The organism is Pseudomonas sp. MRSN 12121 (assembly GCF_000931465.1).
GTDB lineage: Bacteria > Pseudomonadota > Gammaproteobacteria > Pseudomonadales > Pseudomonadaceae > Aquipseudomonas.
Genome location: NZ_CP010892.1, coordinates 547157 through 569094 on the forward strand (window position 1 = coordinate 547157; position 21938 = coordinate 569094).

At 64.1% G+C, this 21938-nt stretch carries 15 protein-coding genes; 10 read left to right on the top strand and 5 right to left on the bottom strand.

Features of this window, described 5'->3' with window-relative positions:
* Positions 1-45 precede the first annotated feature (45 nt).
* Entirely contained in the window at positions 46-324 is a 279-nt protein-coding gene (locus TO66_RS33150; RefSeq protein ID WP_148558691.1) for a hypothetical protein, read from the bottom strand.
* Positions 325-454: 130 nt separating this feature from the next.
* Here TO66_RS33150 and putP point away from each other — a divergent pair, with 130 nt between their 5' ends.
* Entirely contained in the window at positions 455-1939 is a 1485-nt protein-coding gene (gene putP / locus TO66_RS02405) for a sodium/proline symporter PutP (RefSeq protein WP_044460817.1), read from the top strand.
* A gap of 149 nt (positions 1940-2088) precedes the next feature.
* Entirely contained in the window at positions 2089-2925 is an 837-nt protein-coding gene (locus TO66_RS02410) for a 23S rRNA (adenine(2030)-N(6))-methyltransferase RlmJ (RefSeq protein ID WP_044460818.1), read from the top strand.
* Positions 2926-3004: 79 nt separating this feature from the next.
* Here TO66_RS02410 and msrA read toward each other — a convergent pair whose 3' ends face one another.
* From msrA to aceE, 4 genes are all read right to left on the bottom strand, one after another.
* Positions 3005-3655 carry a peptide-methionine (S)-S-oxide reductase MsrA gene (msrA, locus tag TO66_RS02415; RefSeq protein WP_044460819.1) on the bottom strand — a complete coding sequence of 217 codons (651 nt, stop codon included), beginning with the start codon at positions 3653-3655 and terminating at the stop codon, positions 3005-3007.
* A 67-nt stretch (positions 3656-3722) separates the two neighbouring features.
* Entirely contained in the window at positions 3723-6416 is a 2694-nt protein-coding gene (locus tag TO66_RS02420) for a bifunctional diguanylate cyclase/phosphodiesterase (protein WP_044460820.1), read from the bottom strand.
* Positions 6417-6726: 310 nt separating this feature from the next.
* Positions 6727-8694: a dihydrolipoyllysine-residue acetyltransferase gene (gene aceF / locus TO66_RS02425; RefSeq protein WP_044460821.1), complete on the bottom strand. Its 1968-nt coding sequence runs from the start codon at positions 8692-8694 to the stop codon at positions 6727-6729.
* An 11-nt stretch (positions 8695-8705) separates the two neighbouring features.
* The gene (aceE, locus tag TO66_RS02430) at positions 8706-11351 is read right to left on the bottom strand and encodes a pyruvate dehydrogenase (acetyl-transferring), homodimeric type (RefSeq protein ID WP_044460822.1); all 2646 of its coding nucleotides are present in this window, start codon (positions 11349-11351) and stop codon (positions 8706-8708) included.
* A 381-nt stretch (positions 11352-11732) separates the two neighbouring features.
* Between aceE and glnE the strand changes: the two genes are divergently transcribed.
* The 8 genes from glnE (at position 11733) to TO66_RS02470 (ending at position 21763) form a co-directional block, all read left to right on the top strand.
* Positions 11733-14672 (top strand): bifunctional [glutamate--ammonia ligase]-adenylyl-L-tyrosine phosphorylase/[glutamate--ammonia-ligase] adenylyltransferase, encoded by a 2940-nt coding sequence (gene glnE, locus TO66_RS02435; protein WP_044460823.1) that lies wholly within the window; start codon positions 11733-11735, stop codon positions 14670-14672.
* Between the two features lie 130 nt (positions 14673-14802).
* Positions 14803-15837 (top strand): lipopolysaccharide heptosyltransferase II, encoded by a 1035-nt coding sequence (gene waaF / locus TO66_RS02440; RefSeq protein ID WP_044460824.1) that lies wholly within the window; start codon positions 14803-14805, stop codon positions 15835-15837.
* Positions 15838-16899: a lipopolysaccharide heptosyltransferase I gene (gene waaC, locus TO66_RS02445; protein WP_044460825.1), complete on the top strand. Its 1062-nt coding sequence runs from the start codon at positions 15838-15840 to the stop codon at positions 16897-16899.
* Entirely contained in the window at positions 16899-18020 is a 1122-nt protein-coding gene (locus TO66_RS02450) for a glycosyltransferase family 4 protein (RefSeq protein ID WP_044460826.1), read from the top strand. The genes waaC and TO66_RS02450 overlap by 1 nt, the downstream gene beginning before the upstream one ends.
* Positions 18020-18826, top strand: coding sequence for a lipopolysaccharide core heptose(I) kinase RfaP (gene rfaP / locus TO66_RS02455; RefSeq protein ID WP_044460827.1), 807 nt, complete (start codon positions 18020-18022; stop codon positions 18824-18826). The genes TO66_RS02450 and rfaP overlap by 1 nt, the downstream gene beginning before the upstream one ends.
* Positions 18826-19560, top strand: a complete 735-nt coding sequence (locus TO66_RS02460) for a lipopolysaccharide kinase InaA family protein (RefSeq protein ID WP_044460828.1) — start codon at positions 18826-18828, stop codon at positions 19558-19560. Before rfaP ends, TO66_RS02460 begins: the two co-directional genes overlap by 1 nt.
* A complete protein-coding gene (locus TO66_RS02465; protein ID WP_044460829.1) occupies positions 19557-20309 on the top strand; it encodes a lipopolysaccharide kinase InaA family protein in 753 nt (250 codons plus the stop codon). The genes TO66_RS02460 and TO66_RS02465 overlap by 4 nt, the downstream gene beginning before the upstream one ends.
* Complete coding sequence (locus TO66_RS02470) at positions 20309-21763, top strand: lipopolysaccharide kinase InaA family protein (protein ID WP_044460830.1); 1455 nt, start codon at positions 20309-20311, stop codon at positions 21761-21763. Before TO66_RS02465 ends, TO66_RS02470 begins: the two co-directional genes overlap by 1 nt.
* Positions 21764-21938 lie beyond the last annotated feature (175 nt).

Genomic DNA, 21938 nt, shown 5'->3' on the forward strand with positions numbered 1-21938 from the left:
TATCCTCATGTTTGCCACGTGGCGTGGCATCAGCTGGCGGCAAGATTAGCCGCGCGCCGAAAGAGGTGCAACCGGGTGCAACCTGTTTTTTATCGGAATAAAACGCAGCTCATCAGGAATTAATTTCCGTCTCCCTCGCAGCGCCCTTGCTTGGTGCTTTTGCTTCTGTCGTGCGGCGTTTTTGCTCCCAAAAGGAGCAAAAAAAGGGTGTTCGCCGGAAAAATCGACTAGGTGCAACTTATTCTCGCGAAACAGGTTGCACCTTCTTTCGGTTGTTGAATAGCATTCGCGGCCAAGGTGCAACCGGTTCTCGAAACGGTTCATCGGCTGATGGCTTTCCTGGGGAAACATCAGTCATAAATGCGCGGCGTACCGGGTCGTCTTTCAAGCGTAAGCGTTTGCAGGGCGGGGTACTGACCGCCGCTACATAAAAACAAAGCCAGGGCGTAACTCAATGAGTGCAAGCAATCCAACCCTGATCACGTTCGTGATCTACATCGCAGCTATGGTGCTGATCGGCTTCATGGCCTATCGCTCGACCAACAACCTTTCCGACTACATCCTCGGCGGCCGCAGCCTGGGTAGCGTGGTGACCGCGCTTTCCGCCGGCGCTTCCGACATGAGCGGCTGGTTGCTGATGGGCCTGCCGGGCGCGATCTACATGTCCGGCCTGTCGGAGAGCTGGATCGCCATCGGCCTGATCGTCGGTGCCTACCTGAACTGGCTGTTCGTCGCCGGTCGCCTGCGAGTACAAACCGAACACAACGGCGATGCATTGACGCTGCCGGACTACTTCTCCAGCCGCTTCGAGGACAAGAGCGGGCTGCTGCGGATCATCTCCGCGATCGTGATCCTGGTGTTCTTCACCATTTACTGCGCTTCCGGCATCGTCGCCGGTGCTCGTCTGTTCGAAAGCACCTTCGGCATGTCCTACGAAACCGCCCTGTGGGCCGGTGCTGCCGCGACCATCGCCTACACCTTCGTCGGTGGTTTCCTGGCGGTGAGCTGGACCGACACCGTGCAAGCCACGCTGATGATCTTCGCCCTGCTGCTGACACCGATCATCGTGTTGCTGGCCACCGGTGGCGTCGACACCACGTTCCTGGCTATCGAGGCGCAGGACCCGAGCAATTTCGACATGCTGAAAAACACCACCTTCATCGGCATCATTTCGCTGATGGGCTGGGGCCTGGGCTACTTCGGCCAGCCGCACATCCTGGCGCGCTTCATGGCCGCGGATTCGGTCAAGTCGATCGCCAACGCTCGTCGTATCTCCATGACCTGGATGATCCTGTGTCTGGGCGGCACCGTGGCGGTGGGCTTCTTCGGCATCGCTTACTTCTCGGCGCACCCTGAGGTGGCGGGCCCCGTGACCGAGAACCACGAGCGGGTGTTCATCGAGCTGGCGAAGCTGCTCTTCAATCCATGGATCGCCGGTGTGCTGTTGTCGGCCATCCTGGCGGCGGTGATGAGTACCCTGAGTTGCCAACTGCTGGTGTGCTCCAGCGCCCTGACCGAAGACTTCTATAAAGCCTTCCTGCGCAAGAACGCGTCCCAGCTGGAACTGGTCTGGATCGGCCGCGCGATGGTGCTGGTGGTGGCGCTGGTCGCCATCGCCATGGCCGCCAACCCGGAAAACCGCGTACTGGGCCTGGTCAGCTACGCCTGGGCCGGCTTCGGCGCAGCCTTCGGGCCGGTGGTGCTGATCTCGGTACTGTGGAAAGGCATGACCCGTAATGGCGCGCTGGCCGGCATCATCGTCGGCGCCCTGACCGTGGTCCTGTGGAAGCACTTCAACCTGCTGGGCCTGTACGAAATCATCCCGGGCTTTATCTTCGCCAGCCTGGCCATCGTGCTGGTGAGCAAGATGAGCGCGCCGAGCGCCGGCATGGTCCAGCGTTTCGAAGCGGCCGAGAAAGACTACAAGCTCAACCACTGATCGGAAGCCGCCGAGGCGGCCGCCCCGCAGTGACCGGAAAAGCCCGCATCCCCTGGGATGCGGGCTTTTTCATGCGCGGCCCTCGGGGCCGGCCGACCTGACGCGGGCCGTGGCACAGGGTAAACTTCGCCCCCTGCGCAGGAGCAACCATGAACTATCGTCACGCCTTCCACGCCGGCAACCATGCCGACGTCTTCAAACACCTGACCCTGACCCGCCTCATCGCCCTGATGTCGCGCAAGGAGCAGCCGTTCGCCTACCTCGACAGCCACGCCGGCATCGGCCTGTACGACCTCAAGGGCGACCAGGCCAACCGTACCGGCGAATACCTGGAAGGCATCGCACGCCTGTGGGGCGAGCAGGACCTGCCCGCGCTGACCACCGACTATATGGCGGTGCTGCGCAAGATGAACCCCGACGGCGAGCTGCGTTACTACCCGGGGTCGCCCGAGCTGGCGCGGCGTCTGACCCGCTCCCAGGATCGGGTGCTGCTCAATGAAAAACACCCGGAAGACGGCTTGCTGCTCAAGGACAACATGAAAGGCGATCGCCGGGTGGCGGTACACCTTGGCGAGGGCTGGCATGTGGCGCGGGCGCTGCTGCCGGTGGCCGAGAAGCGCGCGGTGATGCTGATCGACCCGCCGTTCGAGCAACTGGACGAGATGCAGCGCTGCGCCGCGTCGCTGAAAGAAGCCATCGGTCGGATGCGCCAGACCGTGGCGGCCATCTGGTACCCGGTCAAGGACCAGCGGGCGCTGCGCCGCTTCTACCAGGACCTGGCCGGCACCGGCGCGCCGAAGCTGCTGCGTGTGGAACTGCTGGTGCACCCACTGGACACGCCCAACAGCCTGAACGGCTCGGGCCTGGCGATTGCCAATCCGCCGTGGGGGCTGGAAGAGGAGTTGCGCGAACTGCTGCCGTGGCTGGCGCAGAAGCTGGGCCAGACCCAGGGCGGCTGGCAGATGGATTGGCTGATCGCCGAATAAGCGTGTAGCCGCTGCCGAGGCACGAGGCTGCGATGGGCTGCGAAGCGGCCTCGAGGGCGCTTCGCAGCTTCGTTACCGGTCAGATCGGGCAGGTCACGCCGGTGCCGCCGATCCCGCAGTAGCCTTCCGGGTTTTTCGCCAGGTATTGCTGGTGATATGCCTCGGCGAAATATACGGTCGGCGCCTGTTCGATTTCAGTGCTGATTTCTCCCAGGCCGGCCTTCGACAGCTCTGCCTGATAGGTCGCCTTGCTTTTCAGCGCCGCGTCCAGCTGCTCCGGGGTGGTGGCGTAGATGACCGAGCGGTACTGGGTGCCGATGTCGTTACCCTGGCGCATGCCCTGGGTCGGGTTGTGCAGTTCCCAGAACATGGCCAGCAGCTCTTCGTAGCTGACCCGGGCCTTGTCAAACACCACCAGCACCACCTCGGCATGGCCGGTCAGGCCCGAGCAGACCTCTTCATAGGTCGGGTTCGGCGTGAAGCCGCCGGCATAGCCGACCACGGTGCTGACCACGCCCTCGCGCTGCCAGAAGCGCCGTTCGGCACCCCAGAAGCAGCCCAGGCCGAAGATTGCGAAATCGACGTCCTGGAAGAACGGGCCGAGCAGCGGGGTATCTTCGAAGACAAAGTGCTTTTCCGGCAGCGCCATCGGGGTTTCGCGGCCAGGCAGGGCTTGTTCTTTGGTCGGTAGCACGTTTTTGTTCACCAGAATTTCCGAGCGCAGAACCATGATCAGTCCTCTCAGTCAGGGTGGGTGGAGTAATTGACTCCCAGTTTGCCCGAGTGTTACAGCGCTGTCAGGCGATTGGGCCGCGTGGATAGCGTTTGAGCGTGTCGACCAGCTCCGAGCCGGGGATCGGCCGGTCGAACAGGTAGCCCTGGCCGACGTCGCAGCGGTGCCGGCGCAGGAAGGACAGCTGCTCGGCGGTCTCGATGCCTTCGGCGACCACCTGGATCTTCAGGTTGTGGGCCATGGCGATCACCGCCGAAGTGATTTCCATGTCGTCCTGGTTGGCGGGAATCTCATGGATGAAGCTGCGATCGATCTTGATGATGTCGATCGGGAATTTCTTCAGGTAGCTCAGCGACGAATACCCGGTGCCGAAATCGTCCATGGCCAGGGTCAGGCCGAGCTTTTTCAGCTGGTCGAGCTGCTGGTGGGTGTCTTCGGTGGCTTCCAGCAACAGGCCTTCGGTCAACTCCAGTTCCAGCAGCGAGGCGGGCAGTTGCTCTTCCTTGAGGATGTTGGCGATGGAGGCGACCAGGTCCGGGTCGGAGAACTGCTTGGGCGACAGGTTGATCGCCACTTGCAGGTTGCCCAGGCCGGCGGCGGTCAACTGCTTGCTCATCCGGCAGGCCTGGCGTGCGATCCATTTGCCGATCGGGATGATCAGGCCGGTTTCTTCGGCGACGCTGATGAACTGGTCCGGGCGGATCATGCCCTTTTCCGGATGGTTCCAGCGCAGGAGCGCTTCCAGGCCCAGCAGGCGCCCGCTGCGCAGGCACAGCTTGGGCTGGTAGAACACGTCCAGCTCGTTCTGGGTCAGGGCGCGGCGCAGGTTGTTTTCCACGAACAGCTTGTAGCTGGCCTCGGCGTTCAACGCCTCGGTAAATACCTGTACCTGGTGCTTGCCGTTGGCCTTGGCCTTGTGCAGCGCCAGCCCGGCGTTGCGCATCAGGGTCTGCGGGTCGCGCCCGTGCAGCGGCGCGCAGGCCAGGCCGACCGAGCCGGTGACGCTGATCAGCTGGTTGTCGACGAACATCGGCTTGTCGAGGGGCATCAGCAGCTGGCTGGCGATCTGCTGGCCGGCTTCCAGGTCGGTGTCGTCCAGCAGCACGGCGAACTCGTTGCTGGCGAAGCGCGCCAGGCTGCCGCTCGGGCTCAGGCTGTTGCGCAGGCGGCGGGCCAGGCTGATCAGCAGCTTGTCGCCGGTCTGGTGGCCGAGGCTGTCGTTGATCCGCTTGAAGTTGTCGATGTCCACCAGCAACAGGCTGATGGGGCTGTCGCTGTCGCGGGCGAAGCGTTCGTCGAGGTTGCGGATAAAGGCCGGACGGTTGCCCAGGTTGGTCAGGTTGTCGGTGTAGGCCAGGCGCTCGATGCGCTGCTGGGCGAGCTTGGTCTGGGTGATGTCTTCGTAGATGCCGATGTAGTGGGTCAGCTCACGGTTGTCGCCATAGACCTTGGAGATCGACAGCTGGCCCCAGTACGGCTCCAGGTTCTTGCGCCGGCTCTTGAACTCGCCCTGCCAGCTGTTGCTCTTGGCCAGGCTGGAGGGGGCATCGAACAGCAGTTCACTGAGGTTCTCCAGGGCCGGCAGCTCCGCCAGCCGGTGACCATGCACTTCCTCGGTGCTGTATTGGGTGATCGCCGTGAAGCTCGGGTTGACGTATTCCACCACGCCGTCGCAGTTGACCAGCAGAAAGGCGTTGGCGCTCTGCTCGACTGCGCGCTGGAACAGGTGCAGGGCGTTGGTGGCGGTGCGCCGGTTGTGGTTGTTGATGACCTGGGCGAACTGGTCCGCCAGCTCGCCGGCAAAGGCGATCTCGTCGGATTGCCACGCGCGGGTGGTGCCCACCTGTTCCAGGCACAGCACGCCGACCACCTGGCCGTCGATGCGGATGCTGGCATCGAGCATGGCGTTGATATTGCGCGGGCGCAGGTTCTCGGCCATTTCCCGGGTGCGCGGGTCGCGCATGGCGTTGTGCGCATCGATGGCCCGGCTGGTGTGCAGGGCCTCGAGGTAGTCGGGGAAATCAACGGCGTCGATCGCCTCCGGCAGGATGTATTGCTGCAGGTCGCGGTGATAGGCGCAGATGGGCACCAGCAACTGGCCTTCCAGGTTCCAGATGCTCGCGTAGTCGATTTCGTAGATGTCGCAGGCGCTGCGAGTGATCAGTTCGGCGGCTTCCAGCAGGGAGTTGCTGGTGCTGTAGCGCTGGCGGGCCAGGAGCAGGATCAGGTCCTGCTGGGCGCGCACCCGTTCCAGGTGCTGGAGTTGCTCCTGCTGGGCGCGCTGGTTGAGTTCCAGGGCGATCTGCAGGCGGCTGTTCTGGGTTTCCAGGTCGAGGCTGGGGAATTGCTGGTCGTGTTCGAACAGGTTGTCGACCACCAGGAAGTAGCCGCGCAGCAGGTGCCGATTGTGTTGTTTGTAGGCTTCGCCGAGCTCCAGCAGGCTGAGCGGACCCTTGGCGGTATGCAGGGTATAGCGGATCAGGTAATGCGGACTGTGGGCCAGTTGTTGCTGGATGGCGTCGTGCAACTGGTAGCGGGCTTCCGGCTCCATCAGGCTGGCGTAGGGCGAGCCGACCAGGGCGCAGAGCTCGACGGCGGGCAGGCCGAACTGGCGTTCACAGTTGGGGTCGAGAAACAGCAGGGCCCAGCTAGCTTCATTCAGCCGTTCGAAACGCAGCATGCCGAGCCGCGAGGGCACAGGCAACTGCGTCACTACCTCGGCCACCATACGGCTGGCGGCATCGGGTTGGCTTTTCATGGGGAAACTCGCTTGGTAAATGCTGATCGCGCCGGGCTCGCGCCCTCTTTACTGTTGCCTGCGGCAAGGTTGCATCATGCGGCACTGACTGACAAGTGAGATGAAGGCTAAGTGCTATAAGAATCTATCGGCAGCGCGAGCGATTTCTGAAAACTTATCTTTGCGGGTTTTTGTCGCGCTTTGGCGGCGGGTTGTCGCGATTTTCCGGCAAAAAAAAGCCCCGCCAAATTGACGGGGTTGAGGTACGAGCGTGGCGCTCGAAAAGGGTGGAGCAGCCGGTTCCCCCACGGTGAGGGAACCGGCTGGCGCTTTACAGCAGGATGGTGCGGATGTCCGCCAGCAGGTCGCTCAGGCGCTTGGTGAAGCGCGCGGCGGCGGCGCCGTTGATCACACGGTGATCGTAGGACAGCGACAGTGGCAGCATCAGTTTCGGCTGGAAGGCCTTGCCGTCCCATACGGGCTGGATGGTTGCCTTGGAAACACCGAGGATCGCCACTTCCGGCGCGTTGACGATCGGCGTGAAGCCGGTGCCGCCAATGTGGCCGAGGCTGGAAATGGTGAAGCAGGCGCCCTGCATGTCGTCGGCCGAGAGCTTCTTGGTCCGGGCTTTTTCAGCCAGGGAAGCGGCTTCGGCAGCCAGTTGCAGCAGGCTCTTCTGATCGACGTTCTTGATCACCGGCACCAGCAGGCCATCCGGGGTGTCGACCGCGAAGCCGATGTTCACGTACTTCTTGCGGATGATCGCTTTGCCGCTAGGCGCCAGCGAGCTGTTGAAGTCCGGCAGTTCCTTGAGCAGGTGCGCGCAGGATTTCAGCAGCAGCGGCAGGACGGTCAGCTTGACGCCAGCCTTCTCCGCAACGGCTTTCTGGGCGACGCGGAAAGCTTCCAGCTCGGTGATGTCGGCCGAGTCGAACTGGGTGACGTGAGGCACGTTCAGCCAGCTGCGATGCAGGTTCGATGCGCCAGCCTGCATCAGGCGGGTCATCGGCACTTCTTCGATCTCGCCGAAACGGCTGAAATCCACCGCCGGAATCGGCGGGATGCCTGCGCCACCGGTTGCGCCAGCGGCTGCAGGGGCTTCCTTGGCCTTTTGCATCATGGCCTTGACGTAAACCTGCACGTCTTCTTTCAGGATGCGACCGTGCGGACCGCTCGGGCTCACCGCGCTCAGCTCGACGCCGAACTCGCGTGCCAGCTGGCGGACGGCCGGGCCGGCGTGAACCTTGGCGCCCGGTTGGGCCGGGGCGGCGGCAGGCGCAGCAGCAGGGGCCGGTGCAGCGGCGGCCGGCGCGGCTTCAGGCTTGGCGGCGGCCGGGGCCGCGGCAGGCGCAGGAGCGGCCGCTGGGGCAGCGCCCTTGACCTTCAGCTTGAGGATCAGGTCGCCGGTGCCGACTTCGTCGTCCAGCTTGATCGAGACGCTTTCCACGATACCGGCGGCGGGCGATGGGATTTCCATGCTGGCCTTGTCGGATTCGAGGGTGATCAGCGACTGGTCGGCTTCGACGCTGTCGCCGGCCTTGACCAGGACTTCGATGATCTTGGCCTTGCCGGCCGAGCCGATATCGGGAACGTGGATGTCCTGGACGCTATCGGCCACCGGGGCAGCAGGCGCTGCGGCCGGAGCTGGTGCCGGAGCTGGTGCCGGAGCGGCAGCGGCCGGTGCAGCAGCCTGGGCCGGTGCGGCGGCAGGAGCGGAGCCGGCCACTTTCAAGGCCAGGATCAGGTCGCCGGTGCCGACTTCGTCGTTGAGCTTGACGCTGATGCTCTCGACCACGCCCGCGGCTGGCGATGGGATTTCCATGCTGGCCTTGTCGGATTCGAGAGTGATCAGCGACTGATCGGCCTCGACGGTATCGCCGACCTTGACCTGGATCTCGATGATCTGTGCCTTGCCCGACGAGCCGATATCCGGCACGTGGACCTGCTGGGTCGAGGCGGCGGCAGGCGCGGCGCTCGCGGCAGCAGGTGCTGGAGCCGGGGCGGCTGCCGGTTTTTCAGCGGCCTTGGCAGCCGGAGCGGCGGCCGCTGGCGCCGCGGCAGCGGCACCCTCGACTTCCAGTTCCAACAGCTCGTCGCCTTCTTTCAGGCGGTCGCCCAGCTTCACCTTCAGGCTCTTGATGACGCCGGCCTTCGGTGCCGGCACTTCCATGCTGGCCTTGTCCGATTCGAGCGTCAGGATGCTCTGGTCGGCTTCGATACGGTCGCCGACCTTCACAAACAGTTCGATTACTTCACCTTCACCGCTGCCGATGTCAGGTACGCGAATGAGTTCGCTCACAAAAAATCTCCTCAGCAGTCCAGTGGGTTGCGTTTTTCCGGGTCGATACCGAACTTGGTGATGGCCTCGGCCACGACCTTGGGTTCGATGTCGCCACGGTCAGCCAAGGCTTCCAGGGCTGCCAACACCACGAAATGACGGTCGACTTCGAAGAAGTGACGCAGCTTCTTGCGGCTGTCACTGCGGCCGAAACCGTCGGTGCCCAGGACTTTGAATTCCTTGGACGGGACCCACTGGCGAATCTGTTCGGCGAACAGCTTCATGTAGTCGGTGGAAGCGATGACCGGACCCTTGCGGCCGCTCAGGCACTCTTCGACATAGCTGCGCTTGGGCTTCTGGCCCGGGTGCAGGCGGTTGCTGCGCTCGACGGCCAGGCCATCGCGACGCAGTTCGTTGAAGCTGGTCACGCTCCACACGTCCGCGGCCACGTTGAATTCTTCACGCAGGATCTTCGCCGCTTCACGGACTTCGCGCAGGATGGTGCCGGAGCCCATCAGCTGAACGTGGTGCGCCGCTTCGCGGGTGTCTTCCTCGAGCAGGTACATGCCCTTGATGATGCCTTCCTCGGCAGCGGCCGGCATCGCTGGCTGCTGGTAGGACTCGTTCATCACGGTGATGTAGTAGAAGACGTCCTGCTGCTCTTCGGTCATCTTCTTCATGCCGTCCTGGATGATCACCGCCAGCTCGTAGCCGTAGGTCGGATCATAGGTGCGGCAGTTCGGGATGGTGGCAGCCAGCATGTGGCTGTGACCGTCTTCGTGCTGCAGGCCTTCGCCGTTCAGGGTGGTACGGCCGGCGGTGCCGCCGATCAGGAAGCCACGGGTACGGCTGTCGCCGGCGGCCCAGGCCAGGTCGCCAATGCGCTGGAAGCCGAACATCGAGTAGAAGATGTAGAACGGCAGCATCGGCTGGTTATGGCTGGAGTACGAAGTACCGGCAGCGATGAAGGAGCTCATGGCGCCCGCTTCGTTGATGCCTTCTTCGAGGATCTGGCCCTTCTGGTCTTCCTTGTAGAACATCACCTGGTCTTTATCGACTGGCTCGTAGAGCTGGCCGACCGAGGAGTAGATGCCCAACTGGCGGAACATGCCTTCCATACCGAAGGTACGGGCTTCGTCCGGGATGATCGGCACGATGCGCGGGCCGATTTCCTTGTCCTTGACCAGCTGCGCGAGGATCCGCACGAAGGCCATGGTGGTGGAGATTTCACGGTCGCCCGAGCCGTCCAGGATAGCCTTGAGGGTATCCAGCGGCGGGGTCGGAACGCTGAAGCTCTGGGCGCGGCGCTGAGGCACGAAACCGCCCAGTGCGGCGCGACGCTCGCTCAGGTAGCGGGCTTCGGCGCTGTTCGGCTCAGGCTTGAAGAACGGCAGGTTTTCCAGTTCTTCGTCTTTGACCGGAATGTCGAAGCGATCGCGGAACAGCTTCAGGCTGTCGACATCGACTTTCTTGGTGTTGTGCGCGGTGTTCTTCGCTTCGCCGGCGCCGGTGCCATAACCCTTGATGGTCTTGGCCAGGATGACGGTCGGTTGTTCCTTGTGGTTGACCGCTTCGTGGTAGGCCGCGTAGACCTTGTACGGGTCGTGGCCGCCACGGTTGAGCTTCCAGATTTCGTCGTCGGACAGGTCCGCGACCATCGCCTTGAGTTCAGGCGTGTTGAAGAAGTGCTCGCGCACGAATGCGCCGTCTTTGGCCTTGTAGTTCTGGTACTCGCCGTCGATGACTTCGTCCATGCGGCGCTGCAGGATACCGTCGGTGTCCTTGGCCAGCAGTGGGTCCCAGAAACGGCCCCAGATGACCTTGGTAACGTTCCACTGGGCACCGCGGAACACGCCTTCGAGTTCCTGGATGATCTTGCCGTTGCCGCGAACCGGGCCGTCGAGGCGCTGCAGGTTGCAGTTGATGACGAAGATCAGGTTGTCCAGCTTCTCGCGGCCGGCCAGGGAGATCGCGCCCAGGGATTCCGGCTCGTCGCACTCGCCGTCGCCCAGGAAGCACCAGACTTTCTGCTTGCCTGGCTGGATGAAGCCGCGGGCTTCCAGGTACTTCATGAAGCGCGCCTGGTAGATCGCCTGGATCGGGCCCAGGCCCATGGATACGGTCGGGAACTGCCAGAAGTCGGGCATCAGCCATGGGTGCGGATAGGAGGACAGGCCGTTGCCGTCCACTTCCTGGCGGAAGTTGTTCATCTGCTCTTCGCTGATGCGGCCTTCCATGAACGCGCGGGCGTAGACGCCTGGCGAAGTGTGACCCTGGAAGTAGATCAGGTCGCCGCCGTGTTCGTCGGTTGGCGCCTGGAAGAAGTAGTTGAAGCCGATGTCATACAGGGTCGCACTGGAGGCGAAGCTGGAGATGTGACCGCCCAGGTCAGAATCTTTCAGGTTCGTGCGCATTACCATGGCCATCGCGTTCCAGCGCACCAGCGAGCGAATGCGGCGTTCCATGAACAGGTCGCCAGGCATGCGTGCTTCGTGGGTGACGGGAATGGTGTTGCGGTAAGGCGTGGTGATGGCGTAGGGCAGTTGCGAGCCGCTGCGGGTCGCGAGTTCGCCCATACGGGTCATCAGATAGTGAGCACGGTCTTCGCCTTCTTTGTCGAGAACCGATTCCAGGGCGTCCAGCCATTCCTGGGTTTCGACGGGATCGAGGTCTTGCATGGCTTGCTCCAGGGCGGAAAGGCTTCCAGAATCGGTTGCCTGAGTTTGCGACTGGCCTTGTGGGCAGACGATAAAATTCTTGGATTGCCGGAGGTTGATGCGGCGGCGTGTAGTTTTACTACAAATCGTCGGCCGTTTCAGCCTTTCGAATGTATAGACGAGTAGTAAAACTACAGAAGATTGGCTTGTGGCCTCCTGCTGCGTTGTGAGAATAATCGTTACTGTTGGTCGATTTCCAATGCCAATGGGTAAGAAATTGATGCTGGCTGCCAAAATAAGAAAAATTTCAGCTATTTCTAACTTTTGTTCGACAGTCCTTCAAGGGTTACGCCCGCAGTATTTGCCCTGGCCGCCCATTTCTACGCCGATCAAGGATAGCCCATGAGCCTGCCCGCGCTTGCCGAAGTCCCAGCGATTCTCCTGCCTTTTGTCAGCCGCGCGGAGCAGTCGTTCCGTAGCGCCGTGGCGGCCCTGGAGGACGATCACGGGCTCGCTGCCTGGACGGCCGAACGTTGGGCGGAGTTTGCCCGGGTGAGCGCCGCCAGCGACTTTTTCATTGAACAGATTCTTCGTGACCCTTTGATGTTGCTGGAGCTGGTGCGCGACGGTGCGCTCGACCGCGGCTTCGGTCCGGGGGAATTGTGTGCGCAGATCGCCGCGGCGGTGGGCCAGGCCGCCAGCGAAGACGAGCTGGGCCGGGTGTTGCGGCGCCAGCGCAACCGCCATCAGGTGCGGATCATCTGGCGCGACCTGACGCGCCAGGCCGATCTGGTGCAGACCTGCCGCGATCTGTCGGACCTGGCCGACGCCTGCATCGACCAGGCGTATCAATGGTTGTACCAGCGCCACTGCGAGCAGTTCGGCGTGCCCACCGGAGCGCGCAGCGGCGAGCCGCAGCAGATGGTCATCCTCGGCATGGGCAAGCTGGGGGCCGTCGAACTCAACCTGTCGTCCGACATCGACCTGATCTTCGCCTACCCCGAGGGCGGGGAAACGGTGGGTGTGAAGCGGGCGCTGGATAACCAGGAATTCTTCATCCGCCTGGGGCAGCGCCTGATCAAGGCGCTGGACCCGATGACCGTCGACGGCTTCGTGTTCCGCGTCGACATGCGCCTGCGGCCCTACGGCTCGGCGGGCGCGCTGGTGCTCAGCTTCAATGCGCTGGAGCAGTACTACCAGGACCAGGGGCGCGACTGGGAGCGCTACGCGATGATCAAGGCGCGGGTGGTGGCGGGCGACCAGGCCAGCGGCGCGCAATTGCTCGACATGCTGCGGCCCTTTGTCTATCGGCGTTACCTGGACTTCTCGGCGATCGAAGCGCTGCGCACCATGAAGCAGCTGATCCAGCAGGAAGTGCGACGCAAGGGCATGGCCGACAACATCAAGCTGGGCTCCGGCGGTATTCGCGAAGTCGAGTTCATCGCCCAGGCGTTCCAGCTGATCCACGGCGGGCGCGACCTCAGCCTGCAACAGCGCCCTCTATTAAAGGTGCTGGGCACCCTGGAAGGGCAGGGGTATCTGCCGGCGGCGGTGGTCGCCGAGTTGCGCGAAGGCTACGAGTTCCTGCGCTACACCGAGCATGCGATCCAGGCGATCGCCGACCGGCAGACGCAGATGCTGCCCGACAACCCCCAGGACCAGGCACGCATCGCTTTCATGCTGGGGTTCGCCGACTGGGCGGCGTTCCACGAGCAACTGATGTATTGGCGCGGCCGGGTGGAATGGCATTTCCGCCAGGTGATCGCCGATCCGGACGAGGATGAGGACGGCGAATGCGAAGTGGTGGTCGGCGGTGAATGGCTGCCGCTGTGGGAGCAGGCCCAGGATGAGGAAGCGGCGTGCCGGCAGTTGCAGGAAGGCGGCTTCAACGACGCGCCGAAGGCACTCAGGGCCTTGGCCGGCCTGCGTGGCAGCCCGCAACTGCGCGCCATGCAGCGGCTCGGGCGCGAGCGCCTGGATGCCTTCATTCCGCGCCTGTTGGCCCAGGCGGTGGAGCACGCCGACCCGGACCTGGTGCTGGAGCGCGTGCTGCCCTTGGTGGAAGCCGTGGCGCGACGCTCGGCCTATCTGGTGTTGCTCACCGAGAACCCCGGGGCCTTGCGCCGGCTGCTGACCCTGTGTGCGGCCAGCCCATGGATCGCCGAACAGATCACCCGCTTTCCGCTGTTGCTTGACGAGCTGCTCAACGAGGGCCGGCTGTTCAAGCCGCCGCTGGCGCCGGAGCTGGCCGCGGAATTGCGCGAGCGCCTGACGCGCATTCCCGAGGACGATCTGGAGCAGCAGATGGAGGCGCTGCGTCACTTCAAGCTGGCCCACCGCTTGCGGGTGGCCGCCTCGGAAATCACCGGCAGCCTGCCGCTGATGAAAGTCAGCGACTACCTGACCTGGCTGGCCGAAGCGATCCTCGAGCAGGTCCTGGCCCTGGCCTGGCGCCAGACCGTGGCGAAATACGGCGCCCCGCAACGCAGTGACGGCACCTTGTGCGATCCGGGGTTCATCATTGTCGGTTATGGGAAAGTCGGCGGCCTGGAACTCGGGCATGGTTCCGACCTGGACCTGGTGTTCATCCATGACGGCGATCCGCAGGCGGAAACCGATGGCCCGAAACCGATCGACGGTGCGCAGTTCTTTACCCGCCTGGGGCAACGGATCATCCACCTGCTGACCACCCAGACCAACTCCGGCCAGCTGTATGAGGTGGACATGCGCCTGCGGCCGTCCGGGGCGTCGGGTTTGCTGGTGAGTTCGCTGGGCGCTTTTGCCCGCTATCAGGAGAACGAAGCCTGGACCTGGGAACATCAGGCGCTGGTGCGCGCCAGGGTGCTGGTGGGGAGCGAGGATGTCGGCCGGGCCTTCGAGCAGGTGCGCGCGACGGTGCTCGGACGGGCGCGTGATTTGTCGACGTTGCAGCAGGAGGTCAGCGAGATGCGGGCCAAGATGCGCGACAACCTGGGGACCCGGGCGACGGCCGCCGGAACCGCGGCAAATGCCTTCGAGGCCACGGCGCCGTTCGACCTCAAGCAGGACGCCGGAGGTATCGTCGACATCGAATTTATGGTGCAATACGCGGCCCTGGCGTGGTCGCAAGAGCACCCGTCATTGCTGCGCTACACCGACAATATCCGCATTCTGGAAGGTCTGGAGGAAGTCGGGCTGATGCCCGCCGCCGATGCCAGCCTGTTGCGCGAGGTCTACAAGGCCTACCGCTCCGCGGCACACCGCCAGGCCTTGCAGAACGAGGCCGGGGTGATCGCCGGCGACCAGTTCGCCAGCGAGCGACGGGAGGTATTGCGGATCTGGCGCGAGCTGGGGCTAAGTTAGGCAATGTTGCCGCAAATGTACCTGGCGAGCCGTGCGCGGCTCGTCCACAAAGAGCAGGCGGTGAATGCCGCAGGGCTGGATTCTCGAGGCGGGGAGGCGTAAGCCTCCCCGGTTCGTTTTTGGAAACCACATGAATATTCTGATCGTTGGGCCCAGTTGGGTCGGTGACATGGTGATGGCGCAGACACTCTTCCAGTGCCTGAAACAACGCCATCCTCAATGCGAGATCGACGTCCTGGCGCCTGAGTGGAGCCGGCCGATCCTGGAGCGCATGCCGCAAGTACGGCGGGCCTTGAGCTTTCCGCTCGGCCACGGCGTGCTGGAGCTGGCGACCCGCCGGCGCATCGGCAAGTCCCTGGCGGGCCAGTACGACCAGGCCATCCTGCTGCCCAACTCGCTGAAATCGGCCCTGGTGCCGTTCTTTGCCGGCATTGCGCAACGTACCGGCTGGCGCGGCGAGTTCCGTTACGGCCTGCTCAACGATGTGCGCACCCTCGACAAAGAACGCTATCCGTTGATGATCGAGCGCTTCATGGCCCTGGCCTACGAGCCGGGCGCCGAGTTGCCCAAGCCTTATCCGCGGCCGGAGCTGCGGATCGACCCGGCCAGCCGCGATGCGGCGCTCGCCAAGTTCGGCCTGGCCCTGGATCGGCCGGTACTGGCGCTGTGCCCGGGAGCCGAGTTCGGCGAGGCCAAGCGCTGGCCATCCGAGCATTACGCCAAGGTCGCCGAGCTGAAAATCCGCGAGGGCTGGCAGGTCTGGCTGTTCGGCTCGAAGAACGATCATGTGGTCGGCGAAGACATTCGCGCCCGGCTGATTCCGGGGCTGCGCGAAGAGTCGGTGAACCTCTGCGGCGGCACCTCCCTGGCCGAAGCCATCGACCTGCTGTCCTGTGCCGATTCCGTGGTGTCCAACGACTCCGGGCTGATGCATGTGGCGGCGGCGCTGAATCGCCCGCTGGTCGCGGTATACGGCTCGACGTCGCCGGGCTTTACCCCGCCGCTGGCCGACCAGGTCGAAGTGGTGCGCCTGGGCATCGAGTGCAGCCCGTGTTTCGACCGCACCTGCCGCTTCGGCCATTACAACTGCCTGCGCCAGCTGCTGCCCGACTCCGTGGACCAGGCCCTGCAGCGGTTGCAGGGTACTGCGGTCGAGGTCCGGTAAGTGCGGGTACTGTTGATCAAGACTTCCTCCCTGGGCGATGTGATCCATGCGCTGCCGGCGTTGACCGACGCGGCGCGGGCGATCCCCGGGATCAGGTTCGATTGGGTGGTGGAAGAGGGTTTCGCGGAGATCCCGACCTGGCACCCGGCCGTGGATAAAGTGATCCCGGTGGCGATCCGGCGCTGGCGCAAGAACATCTGGCAGACCATCAAGAGTGGCGAGTGGCGGCGTTTCAAGCAGAGCGTGCGCGCGACCCGCTACGACTTGGTGATCGATGCCCAGGGGCTGCTGAAAAGCGCCTGGCTGACGCGTTATGTCAGGGCGCCGGTGGCGGGCCTGGACAAACAGTCGGCGCGCGAGCCGCTGGCGGCGCATTTCTATTCGCGGCGCCTGGCCGTCGCTCGCGGCCAGCATGCCGTGGAGCGCGTGCGCCAGCTGTTCGCCGTGGCGCTGGGCTACGACCTGCCCTCGGGGCTGGGCGACTACGGCCTGAGCGTCGAAAAACTGGTGGAACTGCCACGGCCCAAGCCCTTCGTGCTGTTCCTGCACGGCACCACCTGGGATACCAAGCACTGGCCGGAAGCCTACTGGCGCGAGCTGGCCGAGCGCATGGCATCGTTGGGCGTCGAGGTCAGGCTGCCGTGGGGCAACCCGGCGGAGAAGGCCCGGGCCGAACGTATCGCCAGGGGCCTGAGCAATGCCACGGTGCTGCCGAAGCTGAACCTGGCGGGCGTCGCCAAAGTGCTGGCGCAAGCCCAGGCCTGTGTCGCGGTGGATACCGGGCTCGGTCATCTCGCCGCCGCGCTGGATGTACCGACCATTTCCCTGTTCGGCCCGACCAACCCGGGCCTGACCGGCGCTTACGGCAAGGTGCAGGTCCATCTGGCCAGCGATTTCCCCTGCGCGCCGTGCCTGCAGAAAAAATGCACCTACCAACCGACTGCCGAGGACCAGCGGCGGTTCGACCTGAAACGCGAGTGGCCGCTGTGCTTCACGCGTCTGAATCCTGAGCGTGTCGCCAGCCGGCTGAGCAGGTTGTTACTGGCTGAGGAGCTGCGCTGATGCAACTGGCTTTTGTCCTTTACAAGTATTTCCCGTTCGGCGGCCTGCAGCGGGACTTCATGCGCATCGCCCTGGAATGCCAGAAGCGCGGACACCAGATCCGCGTCTATACGCTGATCTGGGAAGGCGACGTGCCGCCCGGCTTCGAGGTGCTGGTGGCGCCGGTCAAGGCGTTCTTCAATCACCACCGCAATGAGAAGCTCAGTGCCTGGATGGAGGCCGACCTGGCCAAGCGTCCGGTGGACCGCCTGATCGGTTTCAACAAGATGCCCGGCCTGGACGTCTACTACGCCGCCGACGGCTGCTTCGAGGACAAGGCGCAGAACCTGCGCCACTCGCTGTACCGGCGCTGGGGCCGCTACCGGCACTTCGCCGAGTACGAGCGGGCGGTGTTCGCCCGTGAATCGAAAACCCAGGTGCTGATGATTTCCGAGGTGCAGCAGCCGCTGTTCATCAAGCATTACGACACCCCGCTGGAGCGCTTCCACCTGCTGCCGCCCGGCATTGCCCAGGACCGTCGCGCGCCGGCTAACGCCGCCGAGATCCGCGCCGAGTTCCGCCGCGAGTTCGCCCTGAAGGACGACGACCTGCTGCTGGTGCAGATCGGTTCCGGGTTCAAGACCAAGGGCGTGGATCGCAGCCTCAAGGCCGTGGCCGCGCTGCCGGCGGAGCTGCGCAAACGCACCCGGCTGTTTGTAATTGGCCAGGACGACCCCAAAGTATTCCAATTGCAGAGCGCGGCATTGGGCCTGGGGGAAAACGTGCAGTTCCTCAAGGGGCGCAGCGATATCCCGCGTTTCCTGCTGGGGGCCGACCTGCTGATTCATCCGGCATACAACGAGAACACCGGCACCGTGCTGCTGGAAGCACTGGTGGCGGGGCTGCCGGTGCTGGTCAGTGCGGTCTGCGGTTATGCCCATTACATCGCCGAGGCCGACAGCGGCCTGGTGCTGGACGAACCACTGGAGCAAGGACAGCTCAATCAATACCTGCACACCATGTTGACCGACGACGCTGCACGCGCGACCTGGAGCCGTAACGGCCTGGCGTTCGCCGAGACGGCCGACCTCTATAGCATGCCGCAGCACGCTGCGGATGTGATTCTGGCGGAGCAACACTGATGAAGCTGATTCTTGCCGAACCGTTCAAGACACTCTGGGCCGGACGCGATGCGTTCGCCGAGGTCGAGCGTCTGGACGGCCAGGTCTACCGGGAGCTGGAAGCCCGCCGTACCTTGCGTACGGAGGTGGCCGGCGAAGGGTTCTTCGTAAAGATTCACCGCGGTATCGGCTGGGGCGAGATTTTCAAGAACCTGCTCACCGCCAAGCTGCCGGTGCTCGGTGCGGGCCAGGAGTGGCAGGCCATCCAGCGCCTGCAGCAAGCCGGCGTACCGACCATGACCGCCGTGGCCTATGGCGAGCGGGGCGACAACCCGGCCAACCAGCATTCGTTCATCGTTACCGAAGAGCTGGCGCCGACCATCAGCCTCGAAGACTTCAGCATCGACTGGGTCAAGCAGCCGCCGCAGCCACGGCTCAAGCGCGCGTTGATCGCCGAAGTGGCACGGATGACCGGCATGATGCATCGCGCCGGGGTCAACCACCGCGACTGCTATATCTGTCACTTCCTGCTGCACACCGACAAGCCGGTGACCGCCGATGACTTCAAGCTCTCGGTGATCGACCTGCACCGCGCCCAGACTCGCCCGGCCATCACCCGGCGCTGGCGCGACAAGGACCTGGCGGCGCTGTATTTCTCGGCGCTGGATATCGGCCTGACCCGGCGCGACAAGCTGCGCTTTCTCAAGGGCTATTTCCAGCAGCCGCTGCGGCGGATCCTCAGCGAGGAGGCGGCGCTGCTGGGCTGGCTGGAGGGCAAGGCCAACAAGCTGTACGCCCGCAAGCAGCGATACGGGGATGCGCTCTGATGGCGGGTTGGAACCTTGAACCTGGATATCGGGAGCTGGCACAGGATTTCGGCAGTCTGGATGCGGTATTCGCCCTCAAGGGCGAACACCTGACCCGCGACCCGCTGTCCGAGGTCATCCGGGTCGAACGCAACGGTATCCACTATTACGTCAAGCGCTACACCGGTGCCGGCAAGAACCTGCGGCGCTACCTGGGCAAGCCGCGAGTCAAGTCCGAGTGGCAGAACCTCAAGCGTTTCGCCAAGTGGGGCATTCCCACCGCGGAAGTGGTGGCCTGGGGCCTGGAACGCCGTGGCCTGGCTTACGCCCGGGGCGCGATGATCACCCGTGAGTTGCCGCACACCGAAGACCTGTCGGCCCTGGCCGAGCGCAATGATCCGCTGCTGGCCGACCGGGCCTGGGTGGATCGGGTCAGCGAGCAGTTGGCGCGTTGTACACGGATCATGCACGACCACCGCTTCACCCATAACGACCTGAAGTGGCGCAACCTGCTGATCGATGACGACACCCGGCTGTACCTGATCGATTGCCCCAACGGTGATTTCTGGCGCGGTTTCTGGCTCAAGTACCGGATCACCAAGGACCTGGCCTGCCTGGACAAGGTGGCCAAGTATCATCTGTCGGCCACCCAGCGCCTGCGCTTCTATTTGCAGTATCGCCAGCGCAACCGGTTGAACGCCGCGGACAAGCAGCGCATCCGGCATGTGGTGAGATTTTTCGAGGGACGCGAATGACCGATTTCCTGGCGGACCAGGACCGTGCGCTGCTGGAGCGCCACGGCCTCGACAGTTTCGATGCCTTGTGGGCCAAGCAGCTCGATGCGGTGGATGAGCCCAATACCGATGGTGGCGGCTGGAGCAGCGTGTTTCGCCTCGACCTGGAAGGCCATGGCTACTACCTCAAGCGTCAGAGCAACTACCTGACGCGTACCCTGCACCGGCCCCTCGGCGAGCCGACCTTCGCCCGCGAGTTCCGCAATATCAGCCGCTACCGGCAGCTGGGTATCCCCGCGCTGCAGGCGGCTTTCTTCGGCGAGCGCAAGGTGGCGGGCGAAACCCGGGCCATCCTGCTGACCCGCGCGCTGGACGGCTGGAACGATCTGGATTCGCTGTTGCAGCAGTGGGCGCAGCTCAGCCCCGAGCAACAGGCGGCGATCCTGCGCGCCTGTGGCTTGCTGGCGCGCAAGCTGCACGCGGTGCGCCAGGTGCACGGCTGCTTTTATCCCAAGCATATTTTCCTGCAGGCCACCGGCGACGGTTACCAGGCGCAACTGATCGACCTGGAAAAGACCCGCCCGCTGCTGTTCGGCCAGCGCGACCGGGTCAAGGACCTGGAGCCGCTGTTGCGTCGCGCGCGGGTCTGGGAAGAGGGCGATGTAAGGGCCTTGCTCGCGACCTATCTGGATCAGCCGCGGGACAGTTCGCTGGTCGATGCCTGGCTGGGCCGCCTCAGTACCCGCCGTAGCCACAAGGAGTCCCGCTGATGCGCCTGTCCGAACTTGCGCGGGCCGGCCGTGCGCCGAGCCTGCCGCTGAGCCTGGAGCTGGCCGACGCCGCCGGCCCGGCGACCTTGCAGTTGCTCAGCCTGTTGCGGGTGCTGCCGGGGCAGCGCTATGTCGGCGCGGGTGTCTGGCGCGGCCGGCCGGTGCTGGCCAAGCTGCTGGTGGGCGCCAAGGCGGCACGGCATTTCCAGCGCGAGCTGCAAGGCGTGCGGCTGCTTGAAGCACAATCCATGACCACGCCGCTGCTGCTGGCCGACGGCCTGAAGGAAGGCGAGGGTGGCTGGCTGCTGTTCGAGTTCCTGGAGGGCGCCGAGAGCCTGGGCGATGCCTGGAAGCAGGTGGAATCGCTGCCGGTGCTGGCCGATGAGCAGCAGGCGGTGCTCGCCGAGGCCTTGGCGGCCATCGCCGAATTGCACAGCAAGGGCTTGTGGCAAGAGGATCTGCACCTGGACAACCTGCTGCGCCACGCGGGCAAGCTGTACCTGATCGATGGTGCCGGGATCTGCGTGGAAGAGGCGGGCAAGCCGCTGTCCCGGCAGAAGGTGCTGGAAAATCTCGGGGTGTTTTTCGCCCAGTTGCCCAAGAGCCTGGAGCCCTTCACCGAAGAGTTGCTGGTGCATTACCTGCTGGGCAACGCCGAACATGCCCTGCCGCTGGAAGCCTTGCAAAAGCAGGTGGACAAGGTGCGTGGCTGGCGCTTGAAGGACTTTCTCAACAAGGTCGGTCGCGAGTGCACGCTGTTCAGTGTGCAGCGCGGCCCCTTTGCCCTGCGGGCGATTCGGCGCGAGGAAGAGGCCGCGATGCTGCCGGTGCTGGAGCAGGCCGATGCACTGCTCGACCAGGGGCACCTGTACAAGACCGGTGGCGCTGCCAGCGTCGGCCGTGTCGAGGTCGCGGGCCGCAGCCTGGTGGTCAAGCGTTACAACATCAAGGGCTTCGCCCATTGGCTCAAGCGCTTCTGGCGCCCCAGCCGGGCCTGGCATTCGTGGCGCGAGGGTAATCGCCTGGCCTTCCTCGGCATTGCCACGCCCAAGCCGCTGGCGGTGCTGGAGAAGCGCTTCCTCTGGCTGCGCAGCCGGGCCTACCTGGTGACCGAGCACCTGGCCGGGCCGGACATCATCGAGCGCTTCGCGCCCTATATCGACAGCGGCGCGGCGCCGGAGGTCGAACTCAAGGCGCTGGACCAGCTGTTCGCCGAGTTGATCCGCGAGCGCATCAGCCATGGCGATTTCAAGGGGCATAACCTGTTCTGGCAGCAGGATCGCTGGGCGCTGATCGATCTGGATTCCATGTGCCAGCACCCAAGCCTCGGCAGCTTCGCCCCGGCCTACGCCCGCGATCGGGCGCGCTTCATGCGCAACTGGCCGCAGGATTGCGCCTTGTATCGGGTGATCGACCAGCGCCTGCCGAAAACCGCCGAATCCATCCCGGGCTGATCGGCGGCCGCTACCGCAGGCGACAACGAGCGCGGCAAGCTCCCCTGGGGCCGGTCGCCGCCTGCGGCATCGGCGACAAATCCCAGGGATCATCCCGCGGCAGGTTTACGCTATAATCCCGCCCTTTAGCTGTTTCCCGCCCCTGGCGGAAGCACATTAATTCCAGGCGCACGTC

Bases quoted from the DNA above. Each gene is read 5' to 3' on its own strand.
- TO66_RS33150 (WP_148558691.1), bottom strand. From the start codon at position 324: ATGAACCGTTTCGAGAACCGGTTGCACCTTGGCCGCGAATGCTATTCA.
- putP (WP_044460817.1), top strand. From the start codon at position 455: ATGAGTGCAAGCAATCCAACCCTGATCACGTTCGTGATCTACATCGCA.
- TO66_RS02410 (WP_044460818.1), top strand. From the start codon at position 2,089: ATGAACTATCGTCACGCCTTCCACGCCGGCAACCATGCCGACGTCTTC.
- msrA (WP_044460819.1), bottom strand. From the start codon at position 3,655: ATGGTTCTGCGCTCGGAAATTCTGGTGAACAAAAACGTGCTACCGACC.
- TO66_RS02420 (WP_044460820.1), bottom strand. From the start codon at position 6,416: ATGAAAAGCCAACCCGATGCCGCCAGCCGTATGGTGGCCGAGGTAGTG.
- aceE (WP_044460822.1), bottom strand. From the start codon at position 11,351: ATGCAAGACCTCGATCCCGTCGAAACCCAGGAATGGCTGGACGCCCTG.
- glnE (WP_044460823.1), top strand. From the start codon at position 11,733: ATGAGCCTGCCCGCGCTTGCCGAAGTCCCAGCGATTCTCCTGCCTTTT.
- waaF (WP_044460824.1), top strand. From the start codon at position 14,803: ATGAATATTCTGATCGTTGGGCCCAGTTGGGTCGGTGACATGGTGATG.
- TO66_RS02450 (WP_044460826.1), top strand. From the start codon at position 16,899: ATGCAACTGGCTTTTGTCCTTTACAAGTATTTCCCGTTCGGCGGCCTG.
- rfaP (WP_044460827.1), top strand. From the start codon at position 18,020: ATGAAGCTGATTCTTGCCGAACCGTTCAAGACACTCTGGGCCGGACGC.
- TO66_RS02460 (WP_044460828.1), top strand. From the start codon at position 18,826: ATGGCGGGTTGGAACCTTGAACCTGGATATCGGGAGCTGGCACAGGAT.
- TO66_RS02465 (WP_044460829.1), top strand. From the start codon at position 19,557: ATGACCGATTTCCTGGCGGACCAGGACCGTGCGCTGCTGGAGCGCCAC.
- TO66_RS02470 (WP_044460830.1), top strand. From the start codon at position 20,309: ATGCGCCTGTCCGAACTTGCGCGGGCCGGCCGTGCGCCGAGCCTGCCG.